Below are 13,863 nucleotides of genomic sequence, written 5' to 3'. Positions count from 1 at the left end.
GCCGCGGCGACCGCCTCGGTGAGCACCCGCTCGTCCTCCTCGGCCCCGCCCGGGCGCAAGGGCGGGGCCGAGGAGGACGAGCGGGTGCTCACCGAGGCGGTCGCCGGGATCGGCGAACGGTGGCCGGACCTGCCGGTGCGCGCCGAGACGGTACGCGCCAAACCGGTCGCGGCACTGACCACGGCGTCAGCCGGGGCTCAACTGGTCGTGGTGGGCCGGCAGGGCCGGGGCGAGCTGGGCGGGCTGCTGCTCGGCTCGGTCAGCCAGGGGATCCTGCACCGCGCCGCCTGCCCGGTCGCGGTGGTCCGCGCCTCCGACTGAACGGCGTCCGGCGCGCCCGGCTGAGCGGTGGTCCACACCCCCGCCTGAGCGGCGCTCCAGCCGGGCGGGGATGCGCCCGCAACGGTTGGTCCCGGCCCGGGCGGGTAGACGCCTACGGTCAGCCGACAGCGATCCGGAGGAGGCAGAGATGCCAGGACCACGGCCGGGCAGCAACGCGTACGACAAGCAGCGAGCACGCCTTCGCGACCTCGTCGAACAGTCCGGACGGGCGTCGGACAAGGAGGCGAACCAGGTCGCCAACCGGATCCTCCAGGACGACCGGGGGCAACGCGGTGTGGTCCGGGGCGAACGGACCTACGGCCCCAAGGGCAACCGGGAACCGGGTGACCCGAAGTGAGGACGGCAGCGGCTGTCGACGGCGCCATCGCGGGCGCCGTCGGCAGCGCCGTCCTCAACGCGGTCTCGTACCTCGACATGGCGTTGCGGGCCCGGCCGGCCAGCAGCACCCCGGAATCGGTCGCCGGACGGCTCGCCGACGTCACACACGTCGACCTGGGCCCCGGCGACGAGGCGGAGAACCGCCGCTCCGGTCTGGGGCCGTTGCTCGGGTACGCCACCGGCATCGCCGCGGGGGCCGCGTTCGGTCTGCTCGCCGCGCGCCGCCGAATCCCGTTGCCGCTGGCCACGGTGGTGCTCGGCGGCGGGGTGATGGCCACCTCCGACGGCTCGATGACGGTGCTCGGCGTGACCGACCCGCGTACCTGGCGGCGCAGCGACTGGGTCTCCGACCTGATCCCGCACCTCGCGTACGGGCTGTCGGCCGCAGCCACCTGGCGGCGGCTGCGGCCGACGTCGGCTCGCGGCTAGCTCTCGTCGTCGGCGACCGGCTCACCGGCCGGGCCGTACGGCGACACCTGTCCCTTGGGGACCGGGCGTCCCGCGTCGCCGTTCGACGTGCCCCGGCCTCGCGAACGGCTGCCCGCCTGGGTGGCCGTCTTACGGCTGTCCTGGCTGGTGGCGCCGAGGTCGTTCCGGCGCAGTTCCTCCTGCTGCGGCTTGACCACGGGTCTCTCCTTCCCGGTGGAGCACACGGCCGTCGACCGCGCACCCGACCCGCGTACCCGCCGCCGCCCGGCGCATTCCGGATCGGCCCGGGGGTCTGGCCGGGCCCGGGGCGGGTAAGCCGGACGGATGCCAGACGATCGCAACGTCGCGCGCGCCCTGCTGGAACGGCAGAACCGCACGTACGCGGAGGAGGCCGGCATCGCCCTCGCGGACCGGCCCGGCCCGCTGTACCAGTTGCTGGTGCTCACCACGCTGCTGAGCACCCGGATCCGGGCCTCGGTGGCGGTGGCCGCCGCCCGGGAGCTGTTCGCCGCCGGCTACCGCACCCCGCAGGCGATGGAGGCGGCGAGCTGGCAGGACCGGGTCGACGCGCTGGGCCGGGGCCACTACCGGCGCTACGACGAGCGGACCGCCACCATGCTCGGCACCGGCGCCCGGCTCTGCCTGGACCGCTGGCACGGCGACCTGCGCCGGCTGCACAAGGAGGCCGGCGCCGACCGGGCCGTGCTGCGCCGGCTGCTCACCGAGTTCCCCGGCATCGGCCCCACCGGTGCGGACATCTTCCTGCGGGAGGCGCAGTCGGTGTGGCCGGACGTGCGCCCGTACGCCGACCGGCGCACGCTCGCCGGGGCGCGGCGGCTGGGCCTGCCGGCGAGCCCCGGTGACCTGGTCGGGCTGGTCGGCGAGGCCGACTTCGGTCGGCTGGCGTCGGCGCTGGTGCGGGTGGCCCTGGGCGAGGAGTCGGCGGGCGAGGTGAGTCGCAGCGCCGCCACGGCCCACTGAGGGTCGCTACTTGGCCGGGCCGGGCTTGGTCAGGTTCCAGGCCAGCAGCGAGGCGAGCAGCGCGAGCAGCACCACGCCACCGGAGACGCCACCCTCCTCGCCGCTGCCACGGCTTCCGGAGAAGCCGAAGTAGATCACGGCCAGTCCGGCCAGCACGGTGACGAACGTACGCAGTCCTCGGTCCTTCACGCCCGGACCGTACGACCGGCGACGCGGCCCGGGACGGGTATCGGGCGGTTGTCCCCCGTCCGGGTGTCAGTCCGGCGTACGGCCGACAGCGGGGCCGCGCAGCCGGACCCGGCGGATCGCCCGCCCCGCCACCTCGACCACCTCCACGGTGAGGCCGGGCAGCCGCACCCGCTCCCCCGGCCCCTCGGGGAGCCGGCCCAGGCCGGCCAGCACCAGCCCGGCCACCGTGGTGTACTCCCGGGACAGCGGGAACGTCACGCGGACGCCCACGTCGGGCAGGTCGTGCAGCGGGAAGTCGCCCGGCAGCAGCAGCGCGCCGTCCGGCTCCCGCACGGCGCGGCGCACGTCCCGGTCGGTCTCGTCGTACAGCTCGCCGACCACCTCCTCGAGCAGGTCCTCCATGGTGACCAGGCCGTCCACGCCGCCGTACTCGTCGACCACCAGGGCGAGCTGCTCGTGCCGCTGGCGCAGCTGCCGCATCGCGTCGGCCACCGGCAGCGTGCCTGGTAGCAGCACCGGCGGGCGGGCCCGGTCGCCGACGAGCGCGCCGTCGGCGTCCACCAGGTCACGGATGTGCACGGTGCCGCGTACGTCGTCGAGCCCGCCGGGTCCGATCACCGGCGCCCGGGACCGGCCGCCGGCCGCCAGCCGGCGCATCGCCTCCGCCGCGGGCAGGTCGGCGGGCAGAGTGGTCACGTCGCGGCGCGCGACGAGGATCTCCCGCAGCGTACGGCCGGCGATGTCGAACGCCCCGGCGAGGATCTCCCGCTGCTGGGCGGACAGGCCGCGCTGGCTGACCAGCATCTCCCGCAGTTCCTCCTCGGTCACCTCCTCCCGGCTGGCGCGCGGGTCGCCGCCGGCGAGCCGGACCAGCAGGTCGGTGGAGCGGCCGAGCAGCCACACCGCCGGCCGGGACAGCCGGGCGAGCAGGTCCAGCGGCCCGGCGCTGACCAACGCCCACCGCTCCGCCGTCTGCATGGCCAGCCGCTTGGGTGCCAGCTCCCCCACCACGAGCGTGAGGAACGTCAGCAGCAGTGTCACCAGGAACACCGCCACCGGGCGGGCGGCCGCGCCCAGGAAACCCAGCGGGCCGACCAGCGGCTCGGCCAGCGTCACGGCGGCGGCGGCCGAGGCGAGGAACCCGGCGAGCGTGATGCCGAGCTGGATGGTGGCCAGGTAGCGGTTCGGTTCGCGGGTGAGGCGGCTCAGCCGCGCCCCGGCCCGCCCGGACCGCGCCAGCCGGCGCAACTGCCCCTCCCGCAGGCTCACCAGCGCCATCTCGCTGCCGGACAGGGCGGCGTTGATCAGGATCAGCACCAGCACCAGCGCGACCTGCACGCCCATCAGTCGGTCTCCAGGTCGTCCAGTGAGATCGCGTGGGTCATCAGCCAGCGGGCCAGCGCGGCCATCCCGAACAGCCACAGCGGCGCCGACTCGGTGGGGCCGTTCGTGGCGAAGATCGCGAAGCGCAGGTCCGGGGCCCGGTACGCCTCGATCCGCCACTTGTGGTTCTTGTCCCGCCAGACCGCGGAAGGGTCCATGGCGCCACGGTAGGTGACCGGCGTGGGCCGGTGGCACCGGTTGGCTCAGCCCGGCGGGCGGACCACCTCGCGGGCGTCGTCAGGGAGCCGCCGGGTGGCGCCGCGCCGGTCCAGCAGTTCCAGCAGCGGCACCGCCACCCGGCGGGTGGTGCCGAGCGCCTGCCGGGCGGCGCTGAGCGTGAACGGCTGCGGCAGCCCGGCGAGCACGCGTACCGCGTCGTCCGGGGCGCCCGGCAGCAGCACCACGTTCTCGGCCAGCTTCAGCAACGCGCCGGCGCGTACCGCGGCGCCGATCTCGCGGGGCCCGAGCCCGAGGTCGGCCAGGTGGTGCGCCTCGGGGGCCTGGAACGGCCGGTCGCCGTACTCGGCCCGGACCCGGTCCACCGCCCGGGCCACCGGGTCCGGCAGAGTCCCCTGCGGGGCGGCGGTGACCAGACCGTCGCGCAGTCGCAGCGGCGGGCGCAGCAGCGCCGTGACCAGAGCACGCTCGGGCAGGTCGAGCCGGTGCCGCAGCACGTCGACCGGTACGCCCGCGGCGAGCGGATGCTCGGCGGCGTACCGGGCCACCTCCTCGGTGAGGCGACGACCCAGGTCCCGCCAGTGCTCCGGGTCGGCCAGCCACTGCCCGGCCACCGGCGTCGCGGTCGGCGGCACGCCCATCCGGGTCAGGTCACCGGCGCGGACCAGCCGTCGCCGGCGCAGTTCCCCGGCCAGGTCCGGCCGCCCGTCCAGGCCGGCCAGCACCGCCGTGCGGGCGGCCGCCGCGCCCCGGCGGCGCAACGGCGGCGGGTCCACGTCCAGCACCGTCACGCCGCCCGCGACGTGGTGCCGGCCGGGGTCGCGCAGCAGCGCCCGGTCCCCGATCAGCAGCGGCAGCGGGCGGGCCAGGCGCAGCCGTACCGTGTCCGGGCCCAGCGGCCGGACCTGGGCGGGCACCGCCGCAGAGCCCACGTGCAGGGTGAGCGTGGCCGGCAGGTCGGCGGCCGGATCGCCGGACAGCCGCACGTCGAGCAGGTCGGTACGCCCGAACCGGCCGGGCGTGAGCAGCGCGTCGCCGCGCCCGACCCGGTCGCGGGACAGCCCGCGCAGGTTCACCGCGACCCGGGCCACCGCCTCGACCTCGGTCCGGGCCGTGCCGAGCGAGTGCAGTCCGCGTACCCGCACCGCCTCGCCGGTGGCGGCCAGCTCCAGCTCGTCGCCGACGCGCAGCCGGCCACCGCCGAGCGTGCCGGTGACCACTGTGCCGCTGCCGCGCACGGTGAACGCCCGGTCCACCCAGAGCCGCACCGGAGCGTCCCGGGCCGGGTCGGGCAGCCGGGCGCCCAGACGGTCCAGGGCGGCGCGCAGCTCGGGCAGCCCCGCGCCGGTGACCCCGGAGACCGGCACCGCCTCCACCTCACCCAGCGAGGTCGCGGCGATCTCCGTACGGGCCCGCGCCGCCGCCGGCCCGGGGTCGGCCAGGTCCGCGCGGGTGACCGCGAGCAGCCCGTACGACACACCCAGCGCGTGCAGCGCGGCCAGGTGCTCGGCGGACTGCGGCATCCAGCCCTCGTCGGCGGCCACGACGATCAGCGCGGCCGGGACCGGGCCGATGCCGGCGAGCATGTTCGGCACGAACCGCTCGTGCCCCGGTACGTCGACGAAGGCGAGGGTGCCGCCCGACGGCAGTGTGGTCCAGGCGAAGCCGAGGTCGATGGTCATGCCCCGGCGGCGTTCCTCCGCCCACCGGTCCGGTTCCATCCCGGTCAGCGCCCGCACCAGCGTGGACTTGCCGTGGTCGACGTGCCCGGCGGTCGCCACCACCCACATGCCGGTCAGTCCCCCACGCTCAGCACGGCCGCCCGGACCCGGTCGTCGGCGCTCTCCGGCACGGCGCGCAGGTCCAGCAGGAGCCGGCCGTGCAGCACCCGGCCGAGGATCGCCGGATCGCCGGTGCGCAGCGGCTCGGCGTACCGCTCGGGCAGGCTCAGCGCCCACGAGTCCAGCTCCACGCCGGGCGCCCCGCCGCCGCCGACCACAGCGACGCCGGGCACCACCTCGGCCTTGCAGCCGTCCTCGCCGAGCCGGTCACGCAGCCGCTCCAGCCGCTGCCGCAGCCGAGCCGGGTCGGCGTGCAAGGCGTCCCGGGTGGGCGTGGACGGCGCGTACAGGGTGGCGGCGAGCGCGGCGAGGGTGAGCTTGTCCACCCGCAGCGCCCGCGCCAGCGGGTGGCGGCGCAGCCGGTGCACGAGGTCGGCGTCGCCGAGCAGCAGACCGGCCTGCGGGCCGCCGAGCAGCTTGTCGCCGCTGGCGGTGACCAGGTGCGCGCCCGCGCGCAGCGTGGTGGCCGCGTCCGGCTCGGCCGGCAGCAGCGGGTCCGGCGCGAGCAGCCCCGACCCGATGTCGGCCACCACGGGTACGCCCAGCGTGGCCAGCTCGGCCACCGGCACCGCCGAGGTGAACCCGGTGACCACGAAGTTCGACGGGTGCACCTTGAGCACGAACCCGGTGTGCTCGCCGATCGCGGCCTCGTAGTCGGCGCGCGTGGTGCGGTTCGTGGTGCCCACCTCGCGCAGCCGCGCGCCGGTGCTGGCCAGCAGGTCCGGCAGGCGGAACCCGTCGCCGATCTCGACCAGCTCGCCGCGGCTCACCACGATCTCCCGGCCGGCGGCCAGCGCGGTGGCGGCGAGCGCCAGGGCGGCGGCGCCGTTGTTCACCACGTGCACCGCCCCGGCGTCGGGCACCGCCGCGGCGAGCGCGTCGAGCGCCTCCCGGCCGCGCCGGGCCCGCCGCCCGGTCCGCAGGTCCAGTTCCACGTCGGTGTGCCCGGCGGCGGCGACCAGGGCGTCCACGGCGGACGGGGCGAGCGGCGCGCGGCCCAGGTTGGTGTGCAGCACGACGCCGGTGGCGTTGAGCACCGCGCGCGGCGTACGGCCGGGCAGGTCCGCCAGCGCCGCGTCGCGTACCCCCTCGGGGGTCAGCTCACCGCGGCGGGCGCGGTCCTGCGCGCGGACGATCGCGGCCTTGACCCGGTCGCGGCCGAGCGTGCCGGCGGCGGCGGCCAGCGCGGGATCGGCGAGCAGCGCGTCGGTGCGCGGCACCCGCCGTCGCGGGTCGACCTCACGCATCGGCGCACTCCCGGGAACGGTTTGGCGGAGACGGACGGGAATCGAACCCGCCTGGCCCGGATCCCGGACCACACCGGTTTTGAAGACCGGGAGGGGCACCAGCCGCCTGAACGCCTCCACGCAGAAGTCAACCACAGCGGACGGAAGGCCGCCCGGGGAGGTTCAGTCCTGCTCGGCGGCCCGCCGGTCGGCGCGTTCGCGCTGCGGCACCACCGTGTACCGCGGATCGCGCGCCGAGGCGACCCCGCCGTGGAAGATGCCGAACCGGGTGCACACCGACGCGGCGATCAGCGCGCCGCCGGAGAGTGCGGACAGCACCCGGCTGCGGCGGCCGAGCAGCGCGCCCACGACACCGGCGGCGGTCAGCGCCCGCCCGGCGCGCAGCAGCTTCCCGGGTGTGCCCTGCGTGTAGGGCTCGCTGAGCAGCCCGAGCCGGTTCTCCACCCGGTGCGAACCCCACAGCTCCATCGCCGCGCCCGCGACCGCGAGGCGCCGCGCCGGACCGGCCTGCGCGCGGGGCGCGGCCACCAGCCCGACACCCGCGCCGCTGGCCAGCGCGCTGCCCGCGAAGATGGCCGGCAGTTCCGGGTACGCCTCGTGCCACGACGGCACCGCCGTGTCCGCCAGCAGCACCCCGGTGTACGTGGCCAGCGCCGGCGCGGTGACGGCGGCGACCAGGCCGGCGGCGTGCCCGGCCGGGGGCAGCAGCCGGCGGCCGAGCCCCAGCACGCCGCGCTCGGGCAGCAGCGGGGCCGCCTCGGCGATCGCCGCGACCCCGGCGGCCGGGCCGAACACGCTGAGGATCCACGTGCCCACCGACATCGGCGAGGTCACCTTCGCCACCCGCAGCATGTGGTGGAAGCGCGACGGCCGCCCCAGGTCGTTCACCAGGAAGTACGTGCTGGCGCCGACCGCCGCGAGCGCGGTGACCCGGCCGGCGCGCCGCAGCGCCGGGCGGCCGGTGAGCTGCCCGCCCGCCGCGAGCAGCGACGAACCGGCGGCGAGACCGCCGGTGAACAGGTACGCGGCGATGTCCCACCGCCACACCGGCGGCTTGAGGATGGGCCGGCCGTAGTAGGAGGTGAACTCGGCCGGCGGGACGTTGAGCTGCTCGCCACCGCCCCTGCTGCCCCTGCCCCGGCGTCGGCGCGGTGCCGCGTCGCGGGGCGGATGCGGGGCGAGGCCGGCGTCGCGGGAACCCGCGTCGGTGCGGCCCACGCCGGGACCGGCCGCTGTGGCCCGGCTGCCGTTCTCCCGCTCGGCGGCGCCGCCGTCCTCCGGTTCGGCGGACAGGCGTTCGCGGAAGCGGCGGAACAGGTCACCGACCGGGCGGTCCGGGCTCACGACGATCCTCCGACGAACGCGGCGACGGCAGCCGCCGCCATGGCCAGGGCGGCGAACCCGGCCCGCTTCCACATCTTCGGCAGGTCCCGGGTGGTGACCACCGGGTCCGGCGGCAGCCCGTACACCTCCGGCTCGTCCAGCAGCAGGAAGAACGCGCCGTCGCCACCCACGCCGTCGGTCGGGTCGTGGCCGTACAGGCGCGCCTCCGGCACACCCCGCTCGTGCAACGCGGTGACCCGCTTGGCGGCCCGTTCCCGCAGCTCGTCGAGCGGCCCGTACTGGATCGACTCGGTCGGGCAGGCCTGCGCGCAGGCGGGCGTCATGCCCGCGCCGACCCGGTCGTAGCACAACGTGCACTTCCACGCCCGGCCGTCGCCCTTGCGCTGGTCGATCACGCCGTACGGGCAGGCGGAGATGCAGTAGCCGCAGCCGTTGCAGATGTCCTCCTGCACCACCACCGTGCCGAACTCGGTGCGGAACAGCGAACCGGTCGGGCACACGTCCAGGCAGGCCGCGTGCGTGCAGTGCTTGCACACGTCGGACATCATCAGCCAGCGGAAGTCGGTGCGGCTCTCCGGGCCGGTGGCCCGCCCGGGCGGCTGGGCGCCGGGCATGCCGAGGAACTCCGGACCGGCAGCCATCCGCGCCGCCGCCTCCGGCTGCCCCGGCGGCAGGCCGGGATTCGTACCGGTGTCGGGAGCGGTGAGCGCGCCGGCCGCCGCCGACGCCGGGCTGGTCGCCGGACCGGTCGGGTCACCGGCGAACGGCGGCGTGCGGTGCCCGGCCGGGCGGGGCTGCTCGATGAACGCGACGTGCCGCCACGAGTTCGCGGTCAGCGCGCCGGTGTTGTCGTACGACATGCCGAGCAGGTCGAAACCCGAGTCGGGGACGCCGTTCCACTCCTTGCAGGCCACCTCGCACGCCTTGCAGCCGATGCAGACGCTGGTGTCGGTGAAGAAGCCCATCCGGGGCGGCGCGGAGATCCAGCCCGCGTCCGGGGCCGGGGCCGGGTCGTACAGGCTGTTGGCGTCAGGCATCCCGATCCCCGTCCTGGTGCGCGGCGGCCGACTGCTCGTCGGTGCTGCCGGCGGCGTCGTCCCCGCCGGCCGCGTCGGTGGTCACCACCGGCACCTTGCGGTCCGGTGTCATCCCGGCCCGCCGCTGGTAGTCGCCGACCAGGTCGAGCAGCGGCGGGCCGGTGGGCCGCCGCCCGGGCCGGATGTCGCAGGTGCCGACCTTGCTCTCCTGGATGAGGACGTTCGGGTCCAGCGTGATGCCGAACAGGTCGTTCGCCGAGTCGCCGGTGACGAGCCCTTCGGTGCCGAAGTGGTACGGCAGCCAGACCTGGTGGATGATCCGGCCGTCCACCCGCAGCGGGGTGAGCCGGTCGGTGACCAGCACCCGCGCCTCGATCACCGCGCGTCCGCTGATCAGGTGCGCCCAGCCCAGGTGGGCCAGCCCGATCTCGCCGGCCAGCTCCGGGGACACCTCGACGAACATCTCCGGCTGCAGCTCGGCCAGGCGCGGCACGGTACGGCTCATCCCACCGGCCGTGTGATGCTCGGTGAGACGGCTGACCGTGAACACGTACGGGAAGACCTGGCTGTGCGGCTCCGGCGGACTCGGGTTCATCCGGTTGATCGGATGCTCGTAGATCTTGCGGGTCGGGTTGGCCTGCTGACCGTAGAGCGGGTTGCGCATCGGCGACTCGGCCGGCTCGTAGTGCGTCGGCAGCGGACCGTCGAGGACTCCGCTCGGCGCGTACAGCCACGCCTTGCCGTCGCCCTGCATGACGAACGCGTCGTCACCGGCGAGCGCCGCCGGGCCCGACGCGCCCTCCGGCGGCCGGTACGACGGCGGCTTCGTCTTCTCGAAGTCCGGCACGTCGTACCCGGTCCACTCGCCGGCGTCCGGATCCCACCAGACGTACTTCTTCCGCTCGCTCCACGGCCGGCCCTCGGGGTCGGCGGAGGCGCGGTTGTAGAGCGTGCGCCGGTTCGCCGGCCACGCCCAGCCCCACTCGGCCGCCACCCAGTCCTGCTCGTGGCGGGACCGGCGGCGGGCCGCCTGGTTCACGCCGTCGGCGTACACGCCGGAGTAGATCCAGCAGCCGATCGCCGTGGAGCCGTCGTCCCGGGCCTCGCCGAACGCGTTCAGCAGGCGGCCGGTCGCCACCTCGTACCCGTTGATCTCCTTGAGCACCGCCTCGGCGCTCGGCTCGGCGTGCGGACCGTGCGTCGGATAGTCCCAGGTCAGGTCCAGCAGCGCCCGGTCCCGGCGCTCGGTGGAGGCGGCCAGCTTCTCCCGCAGCACCCGGCCCAGGTGGTAGAAGAACCACAGCTCGGAGCGGGCGTCGCCCGGCGGGTCGACGGCCTTCTCCCGCCACTGCAGCAGCCGCTGCGTCTGGGTGAAGGTGCCCTCCTTCTCCACGTGCGAGGCCGCCGGCAGGAAGAACACCTCGGTGCGGCACTCCTCCGGCACGATCTCGCCGGTGGCGACCTCCGGGCTGTTCTTCCAGAACGTGGCGCTCTCGATCATGAACAGGTCGCGGACCACGAGCCAGTCCAGGTTGGCCATGCCCAGGCGCTGAGCCCGGCCGTGCGCCGAGCCGACCGCCGGGTTCTGGCCGAGCAGGAAGTAGCCCTTCACCTTCCCGTCGATCATGTTCAGCACCTGCTGGTACGTGCCGTGGTCGCCGGTCATCCGGGGCATGTAGCCGTAGCAGAAGTCGTTCTCCGGCGTCGCCGCGTCACCCCAGTACGCCTTGAGCAGGCTCGCCGCGAAGGCCCGCGAGTCGCCCCAGAAGCCCTTCTGGCCCGGGTGCCGGATGCTGTCCACCCACTCGTCGAACGTCGGGTGGTCGGCGTGGTGCGGCATCGGCAGGTAGCCGGGCAGCAGGTTGAACAGCGTCGGGATGTCGGTCGATCCCTGGATGCTGGCGTGCCCGCGCAGCGCCAGGATGCCGCCACCCGGGCGGCCCATGTTGCCCAGCAGCGTCTGGATGATCGAGCCGGTGCGGATGTACTGCACGCCGACGCTGTGCTGCGTCCAGCCGACCGAGTAGACGAGCGCGCCGGTGCGCTCGCGGCCCGAGTTCTCCGTCCAGGCGCGCGCCAGTTCGAGGAACTTCTCCTCCGGGATGCCGCACACGCGGGCCACCATCTCCGGGGTGTAGCGGGAGAAGTGCCGCTTCAGGATCTGGTAGACGCAGCGCGGGTGCTGCAACGTCTCGTCCCGCGGGGCCTGCGCCGGCACCGGCGCGCCGTGCGACTCGTGCTCCAGCCCGGAGGCCGAGTCGCGTTCCTTGCCGGTGCCCCGGACCTTGGCGTTGTCCTCCTGCCCTTCGTACTGCCAGCTCGCGTGGTCGTACGAGCCGGTGTCCGGGTTGTAGCCGGAGAACAGGCCGTCCAGGTCCTCGGTGTCGACGAACTGCTCGCTGACGATGTTGGCCGCGTTCGTGTACGCCAGCACGTACTCCCGGAAGTCCAGCTCGTTCTCCAGGATGTAGCGCACCACGCCGCCGAGCAGTGCGATGTCCGTGCCCGCCCGGATCGGCAGGTACGTGTCGGCGAGCGCGCTGGTACGCGTGAACCGCGGGTCGACGTGGAAGACCTTCGCGCCGCGCTTCTTCGCCTCCATCACCCACTGGAAGCCCACCGGGTGGGCCTCGGCCATGTTCGAGCCCTGGATGACGATGACGTCAGCGTTGGCGAGATCCTGCTGGAAGTCCGTGGCGCCGCCGCGACCGAAGCTGGTCCCCAGACCGGGGACGGTGGCGGAGTGTCAAATACGGGCCTGGTTCTCGATCTGGAGTGCCCCCATCGCCGTGAACAGCTTCTTGATGAGGTAGTTCTCCTCGTTGTCCAGCGTCGCGCCGCCGAGACTGGAGATGCCCAGCGTCCGGTTCAGCGGGCGGCCCTCGTCGTCGACGTCCTCCCAGGTCTCCGCGCGGGCGGCGAGGATCCGGTCGGCGATCATGTCGAGCGCGACGTCGAGGTCCAGGTCTTCCCACTCGGTCGCGTACGGCCGGCGGTAGCGCACAGTGGTCTGGCGCAGCGGGCTGGTCACCAGGCTCTTGCTGGCCGAGCCTTTCGGGCAGAGCCGGCCGCGCGAGATCGGGCTGTCCGGGTCGCCCTCGATCTGGGTGACCTGGCCGTCGGAGTGGAAGACGCGCTGCCCGCAGCCGACCGCGCAGTACGGGCAGACCGAGCGGGCCATGCCGTCGGCGGTCTCGGTGCGGGCGGTCAGGCCGGCGGAGCGGGCCGACTGGGCGGCGGCGCCGCGACCGAGCGGGTCGGTGCCGGTGAGTTGCCGGTAGACCGGCCACCCCTGGATGAACGTCTTGAAACCCATCCGGGCACCCCCCTCTCCGTCGAGAACGGCTCACCTCTGCCAGTAACCCTAGGCCAGCGGCCCGGGGCGTGCGACTCGAGCCCACAGACAGAGCCGCCCCGGCCGGATGGCCGGGGCGGCTCTGGGCGTCGGTGTGCATGTCGCCTCTCGGCGAGTGGCGCGACGCGGCTCCAGCCGAACGGTATTCCGCGAAGGCAATTTAGGTGAGGCCCGGGGACACTGAACACACCGACGCTCTGCACAACGGTACCGGGGTCACGGTTCTTCCGCTCGTTCGTCGTGACCCCGGTCACCGCCGGGTCTTAGCTGTTCCAGTGCTGGGCGACGAGGTCGGCGGCCTGCTGCTCCCACTGGGCGTAGTGGTCGGGGTAGGCGGAGACCTGGACGGTCTGGGCGGCCTTGGTCAGGGGCATGTCCTGCCAGCCGTCGACCTGCTTCAGACCCTTCAGGAACGCGGTGGTGGAGTACTCGGGGTCGGTGATCTGCTCGACCGTGCCCCAGCCGGAGGAGGGGCGCTGCTGGAACAGGCCCTGCGAGTCGTGGTCGTTACGGTCACCGAGGTGGCCGAGGTTCTCCAGCTTCGACTCCTGCAGCGCCGTGGCGATGGAGACGACGGCGGCGCGCTCGTCCATGCCGGCCTTCTTGGTGGCGGCGATGATGGCCTTGACGTTGGCGGTCTGCTCGTCGTTGAGGTCGATGTGGGACTGGTTGCCCTGCACGCCGTGCGGGATGAGTGTGGCGGTGTCGAGCTTCGCGGCGGCCTGAGTGGTGGTGACCGCGGCGTCCCGCGTGGGGGTGGTGGTGTCGTGGTTGAGGGGGCCGGCGGCGAGGCCACCGGCGACGGTCAGACCGGCGATACCGAGGATGCTCTTACGCAGGATCGTGTTCATGAGGGGGCTCCATTCGGGGGTCGACGCCCGCGCCGAAAGGGGGTTCGGTGCGGGTGCGAGCACCGTCAGGCGCTCAAGAAAGGTTCTTGGGGGATCCGGCTCACACGCGGCCCGCAGCACGCCCGGGGGTGGCGTGCGGGGTCGGCTGGGTGGCGCCGGAGGCATGTGCAACGACCGCCTGCCCGGGATCATTCCGGGGGCCTGCACCCGCGTTCGCGTGCTGCGGGGGTGCTGCTGCGGTCGTCGTTCACCAGGTATAACGCCCCGGCCCCGTCGTCGACGCGGGCGACCCGATGACCGACGTGACAG

General features: G+C 74.7%; 14 protein-coding genes and 1 tRNA gene. 4 read left to right on the top strand and 11 right to left on the bottom strand.

The genetic code is table 11. The features are described 5' to 3' along the window. The 3 genes from ABD52_RS32160 to ABD52_RS32150 form a co-directional block, all read left to right on the top strand. On the top strand, positions 1-321 hold a 321-nt coding region (locus ABD52_RS32160; RefSeq protein WP_047894219.1), incomplete at its 5' end, for a universal stress protein. 148 nt (positions 322-469) lie between these two features. Further along, positions 470-679 (top strand): hypothetical protein, encoded by a 210-nt coding sequence (locus ABD52_RS32155; RefSeq protein WP_013286381.1) that lies wholly within the window; start codon positions 470-472, stop codon positions 677-679. Beyond that, positions 676-1,149 (top strand): hypothetical protein, encoded by a 474-nt coding sequence (locus ABD52_RS32150; protein WP_047894218.1) that lies wholly within the window; start codon positions 676-678, stop codon positions 1,147-1,149. Before ABD52_RS32155 ends, ABD52_RS32150 begins: the two co-directional genes overlap by 4 nt. On the opposite strand, the gene ABD52_RS32145 is transcribed toward ABD52_RS32150, so the two are convergent. Further along, positions 1,146-1,346, bottom strand: coding sequence for a hypothetical protein (locus ABD52_RS32145; RefSeq protein ID WP_013286383.1), 201 nt, complete (start codon positions 1,344-1,346; stop codon positions 1,146-1,148). The genes ABD52_RS32150 and ABD52_RS32145 overlap by 4 nt on opposite strands. Before the next feature lie 127 nt (positions 1,347-1,473). Here ABD52_RS32145 and ABD52_RS32140 point away from each other — a divergent pair, with 127 nt between their 5' ends. Then, positions 1,474-2,130, top strand: coding sequence for a hypothetical protein (locus ABD52_RS32140; protein ID WP_013286384.1), 657 nt, complete (start codon positions 1,474-1,476; stop codon positions 2,128-2,130). 6 nt (positions 2,131-2,136) lie between these two features. On the opposite strand, the gene ABD52_RS32135 is transcribed toward ABD52_RS32140, so the two are convergent. From ABD52_RS32135 to ABD52_RS32090, 10 genes are all read right to left on the bottom strand, one after another. Next, entirely contained in the window at positions 2,137-2,319 is a 183-nt protein-coding gene (locus ABD52_RS32135; protein WP_013286385.1) for a hypothetical protein, read from the bottom strand. A gap of 66 nt (positions 2,320-2,385) precedes the next feature. Next, on the bottom strand, positions 2,386-3,663 hold the full coding sequence (locus ABD52_RS32130) for a hemolysin family protein (RefSeq protein WP_013286386.1): 1,278 nt from the start codon (positions 3,661-3,663) through the stop codon (positions 2,386-2,388). Beyond that, complete coding sequence (locus ABD52_RS32125; RefSeq protein ID WP_013286387.1) at positions 3,663-3,860, bottom strand: hypothetical protein; 198 nt, start codon at positions 3,858-3,860, stop codon at positions 3,663-3,665. Before ABD52_RS32125 ends, ABD52_RS32130 begins: the two co-directional genes overlap by 1 nt. A gap of 45 nt (positions 3,861-3,905) precedes the next feature. Continuing rightward, a complete protein-coding gene (gene selB, locus ABD52_RS32120; RefSeq protein ID WP_047894217.1) occupies positions 3,906-5,669 on the bottom strand; it encodes a selenocysteine-specific translation elongation factor in 1,764 nt (587 codons plus the stop codon). 5 nt (positions 5,670-5,674) lie between these two features. Beyond that, entirely contained in the window at positions 5,675-6,967 is a 1,293-nt protein-coding gene (gene selA / locus ABD52_RS32115) for an L-seryl-tRNA(Sec) selenium transferase (protein WP_013286389.1), read from the bottom strand. Between the two features lie 22 nt (positions 6,968-6,989). Beyond that, positions 6,990-7,085, bottom strand: a tRNA-Sec gene (locus tag ABD52_RS39475). 44 nt (positions 7,086-7,129) lie between these two features. Beyond that, positions 7,130-8,311, bottom strand: coding sequence for an NrfD/PsrC family molybdoenzyme membrane anchor subunit (gene nrfD / locus ABD52_RS32110; RefSeq protein ID WP_047894216.1), 1,182 nt, complete (start codon positions 8,309-8,311; stop codon positions 7,130-7,132). Further along, complete coding sequence (locus tag ABD52_RS32105) at positions 8,308-9,348, bottom strand: 4Fe-4S dicluster domain-containing protein (RefSeq protein ID WP_047894215.1); 1,041 nt, start codon at positions 9,346-9,348, stop codon at positions 8,308-8,310. Before ABD52_RS32105 ends, nrfD begins: the two co-directional genes overlap by 4 nt. After that, entirely contained in the window at positions 9,341-12,664 is a 3,324-nt protein-coding gene (gene fdh, locus ABD52_RS32100; RefSeq protein ID WP_235437624.1) for a formate dehydrogenase, read from the bottom strand. Before fdh ends, ABD52_RS32105 begins: the two co-directional genes overlap by 8 nt. Positions 12,665-12,966: 302 nt before the next feature. Next, positions 12,967-13,554, bottom strand: a complete 588-nt coding sequence (locus tag ABD52_RS32090) for a hypothetical protein (RefSeq protein ID WP_047894213.1) — start codon at positions 13,552-13,554, stop codon at positions 12,967-12,969. Positions 13,555-13,863: the final 309 nt, after the last annotated feature.

This window comes from Micromonospora sp. RV43, from assembly GCF_001029515.1.
Taxonomy (GTDB): domain Bacteria; phylum Actinomycetota; class Actinomycetes; order Mycobacteriales; family Micromonosporaceae; genus Micromonospora; species Micromonospora aurantiaca.
This window is presented reverse-complemented; position numbering and strand designations above follow the sequence as displayed.

Excerpts from the sequence above, each read along its gene's own strand:
- ABD52_RS32155 (WP_013286381.1), top strand. The coding sequence starts at position 470 with ATGCCAGGACCACGGCCGGGCAGCAACGCGTACGACAAGCAGCGAGCA.
- ABD52_RS32140 (WP_013286384.1), top strand. The coding sequence starts at position 1,474 with ATGCCAGACGATCGCAACGTCGCGCGCGCCCTGCTGGAACGGCAGAAC.
- ABD52_RS32130 (WP_013286386.1), bottom strand. The coding sequence starts at position 3,663 with ATGGGCGTGCAGGTCGCGCTGGTGCTGGTGCTGATCCTGATCAACGCC.
- ABD52_RS32125 (WP_013286387.1), bottom strand. The coding sequence starts at position 3,860 with ATGGACCCTTCCGCGGTCTGGCGGGACAAGAACCACAAGTGGCGGATC.
- selB (WP_047894217.1), bottom strand. The coding sequence starts at position 5,669 with ATGTGGGTGGTGGCGACCGCCGGGCACGTCGACCACGGCAAGTCCACG.
- selA (WP_013286389.1), bottom strand. The coding sequence starts at position 6,967 with ATGCGTGAGGTCGACCCGCGACGGCGGGTGCCGCGCACCGACGCGCTG.
- ABD52_RS32105 (WP_047894215.1), bottom strand. The coding sequence starts at position 9,348 with ATGCCTGACGCCAACAGCCTGTACGACCCGGCCCCGGCCCCGGACGCG.
- ABD52_RS32090 (WP_047894213.1), bottom strand. The coding sequence starts at position 13,554 with ATGAACACGATCCTGCGTAAGAGCATCCTCGGTATCGCCGGTCTGACC.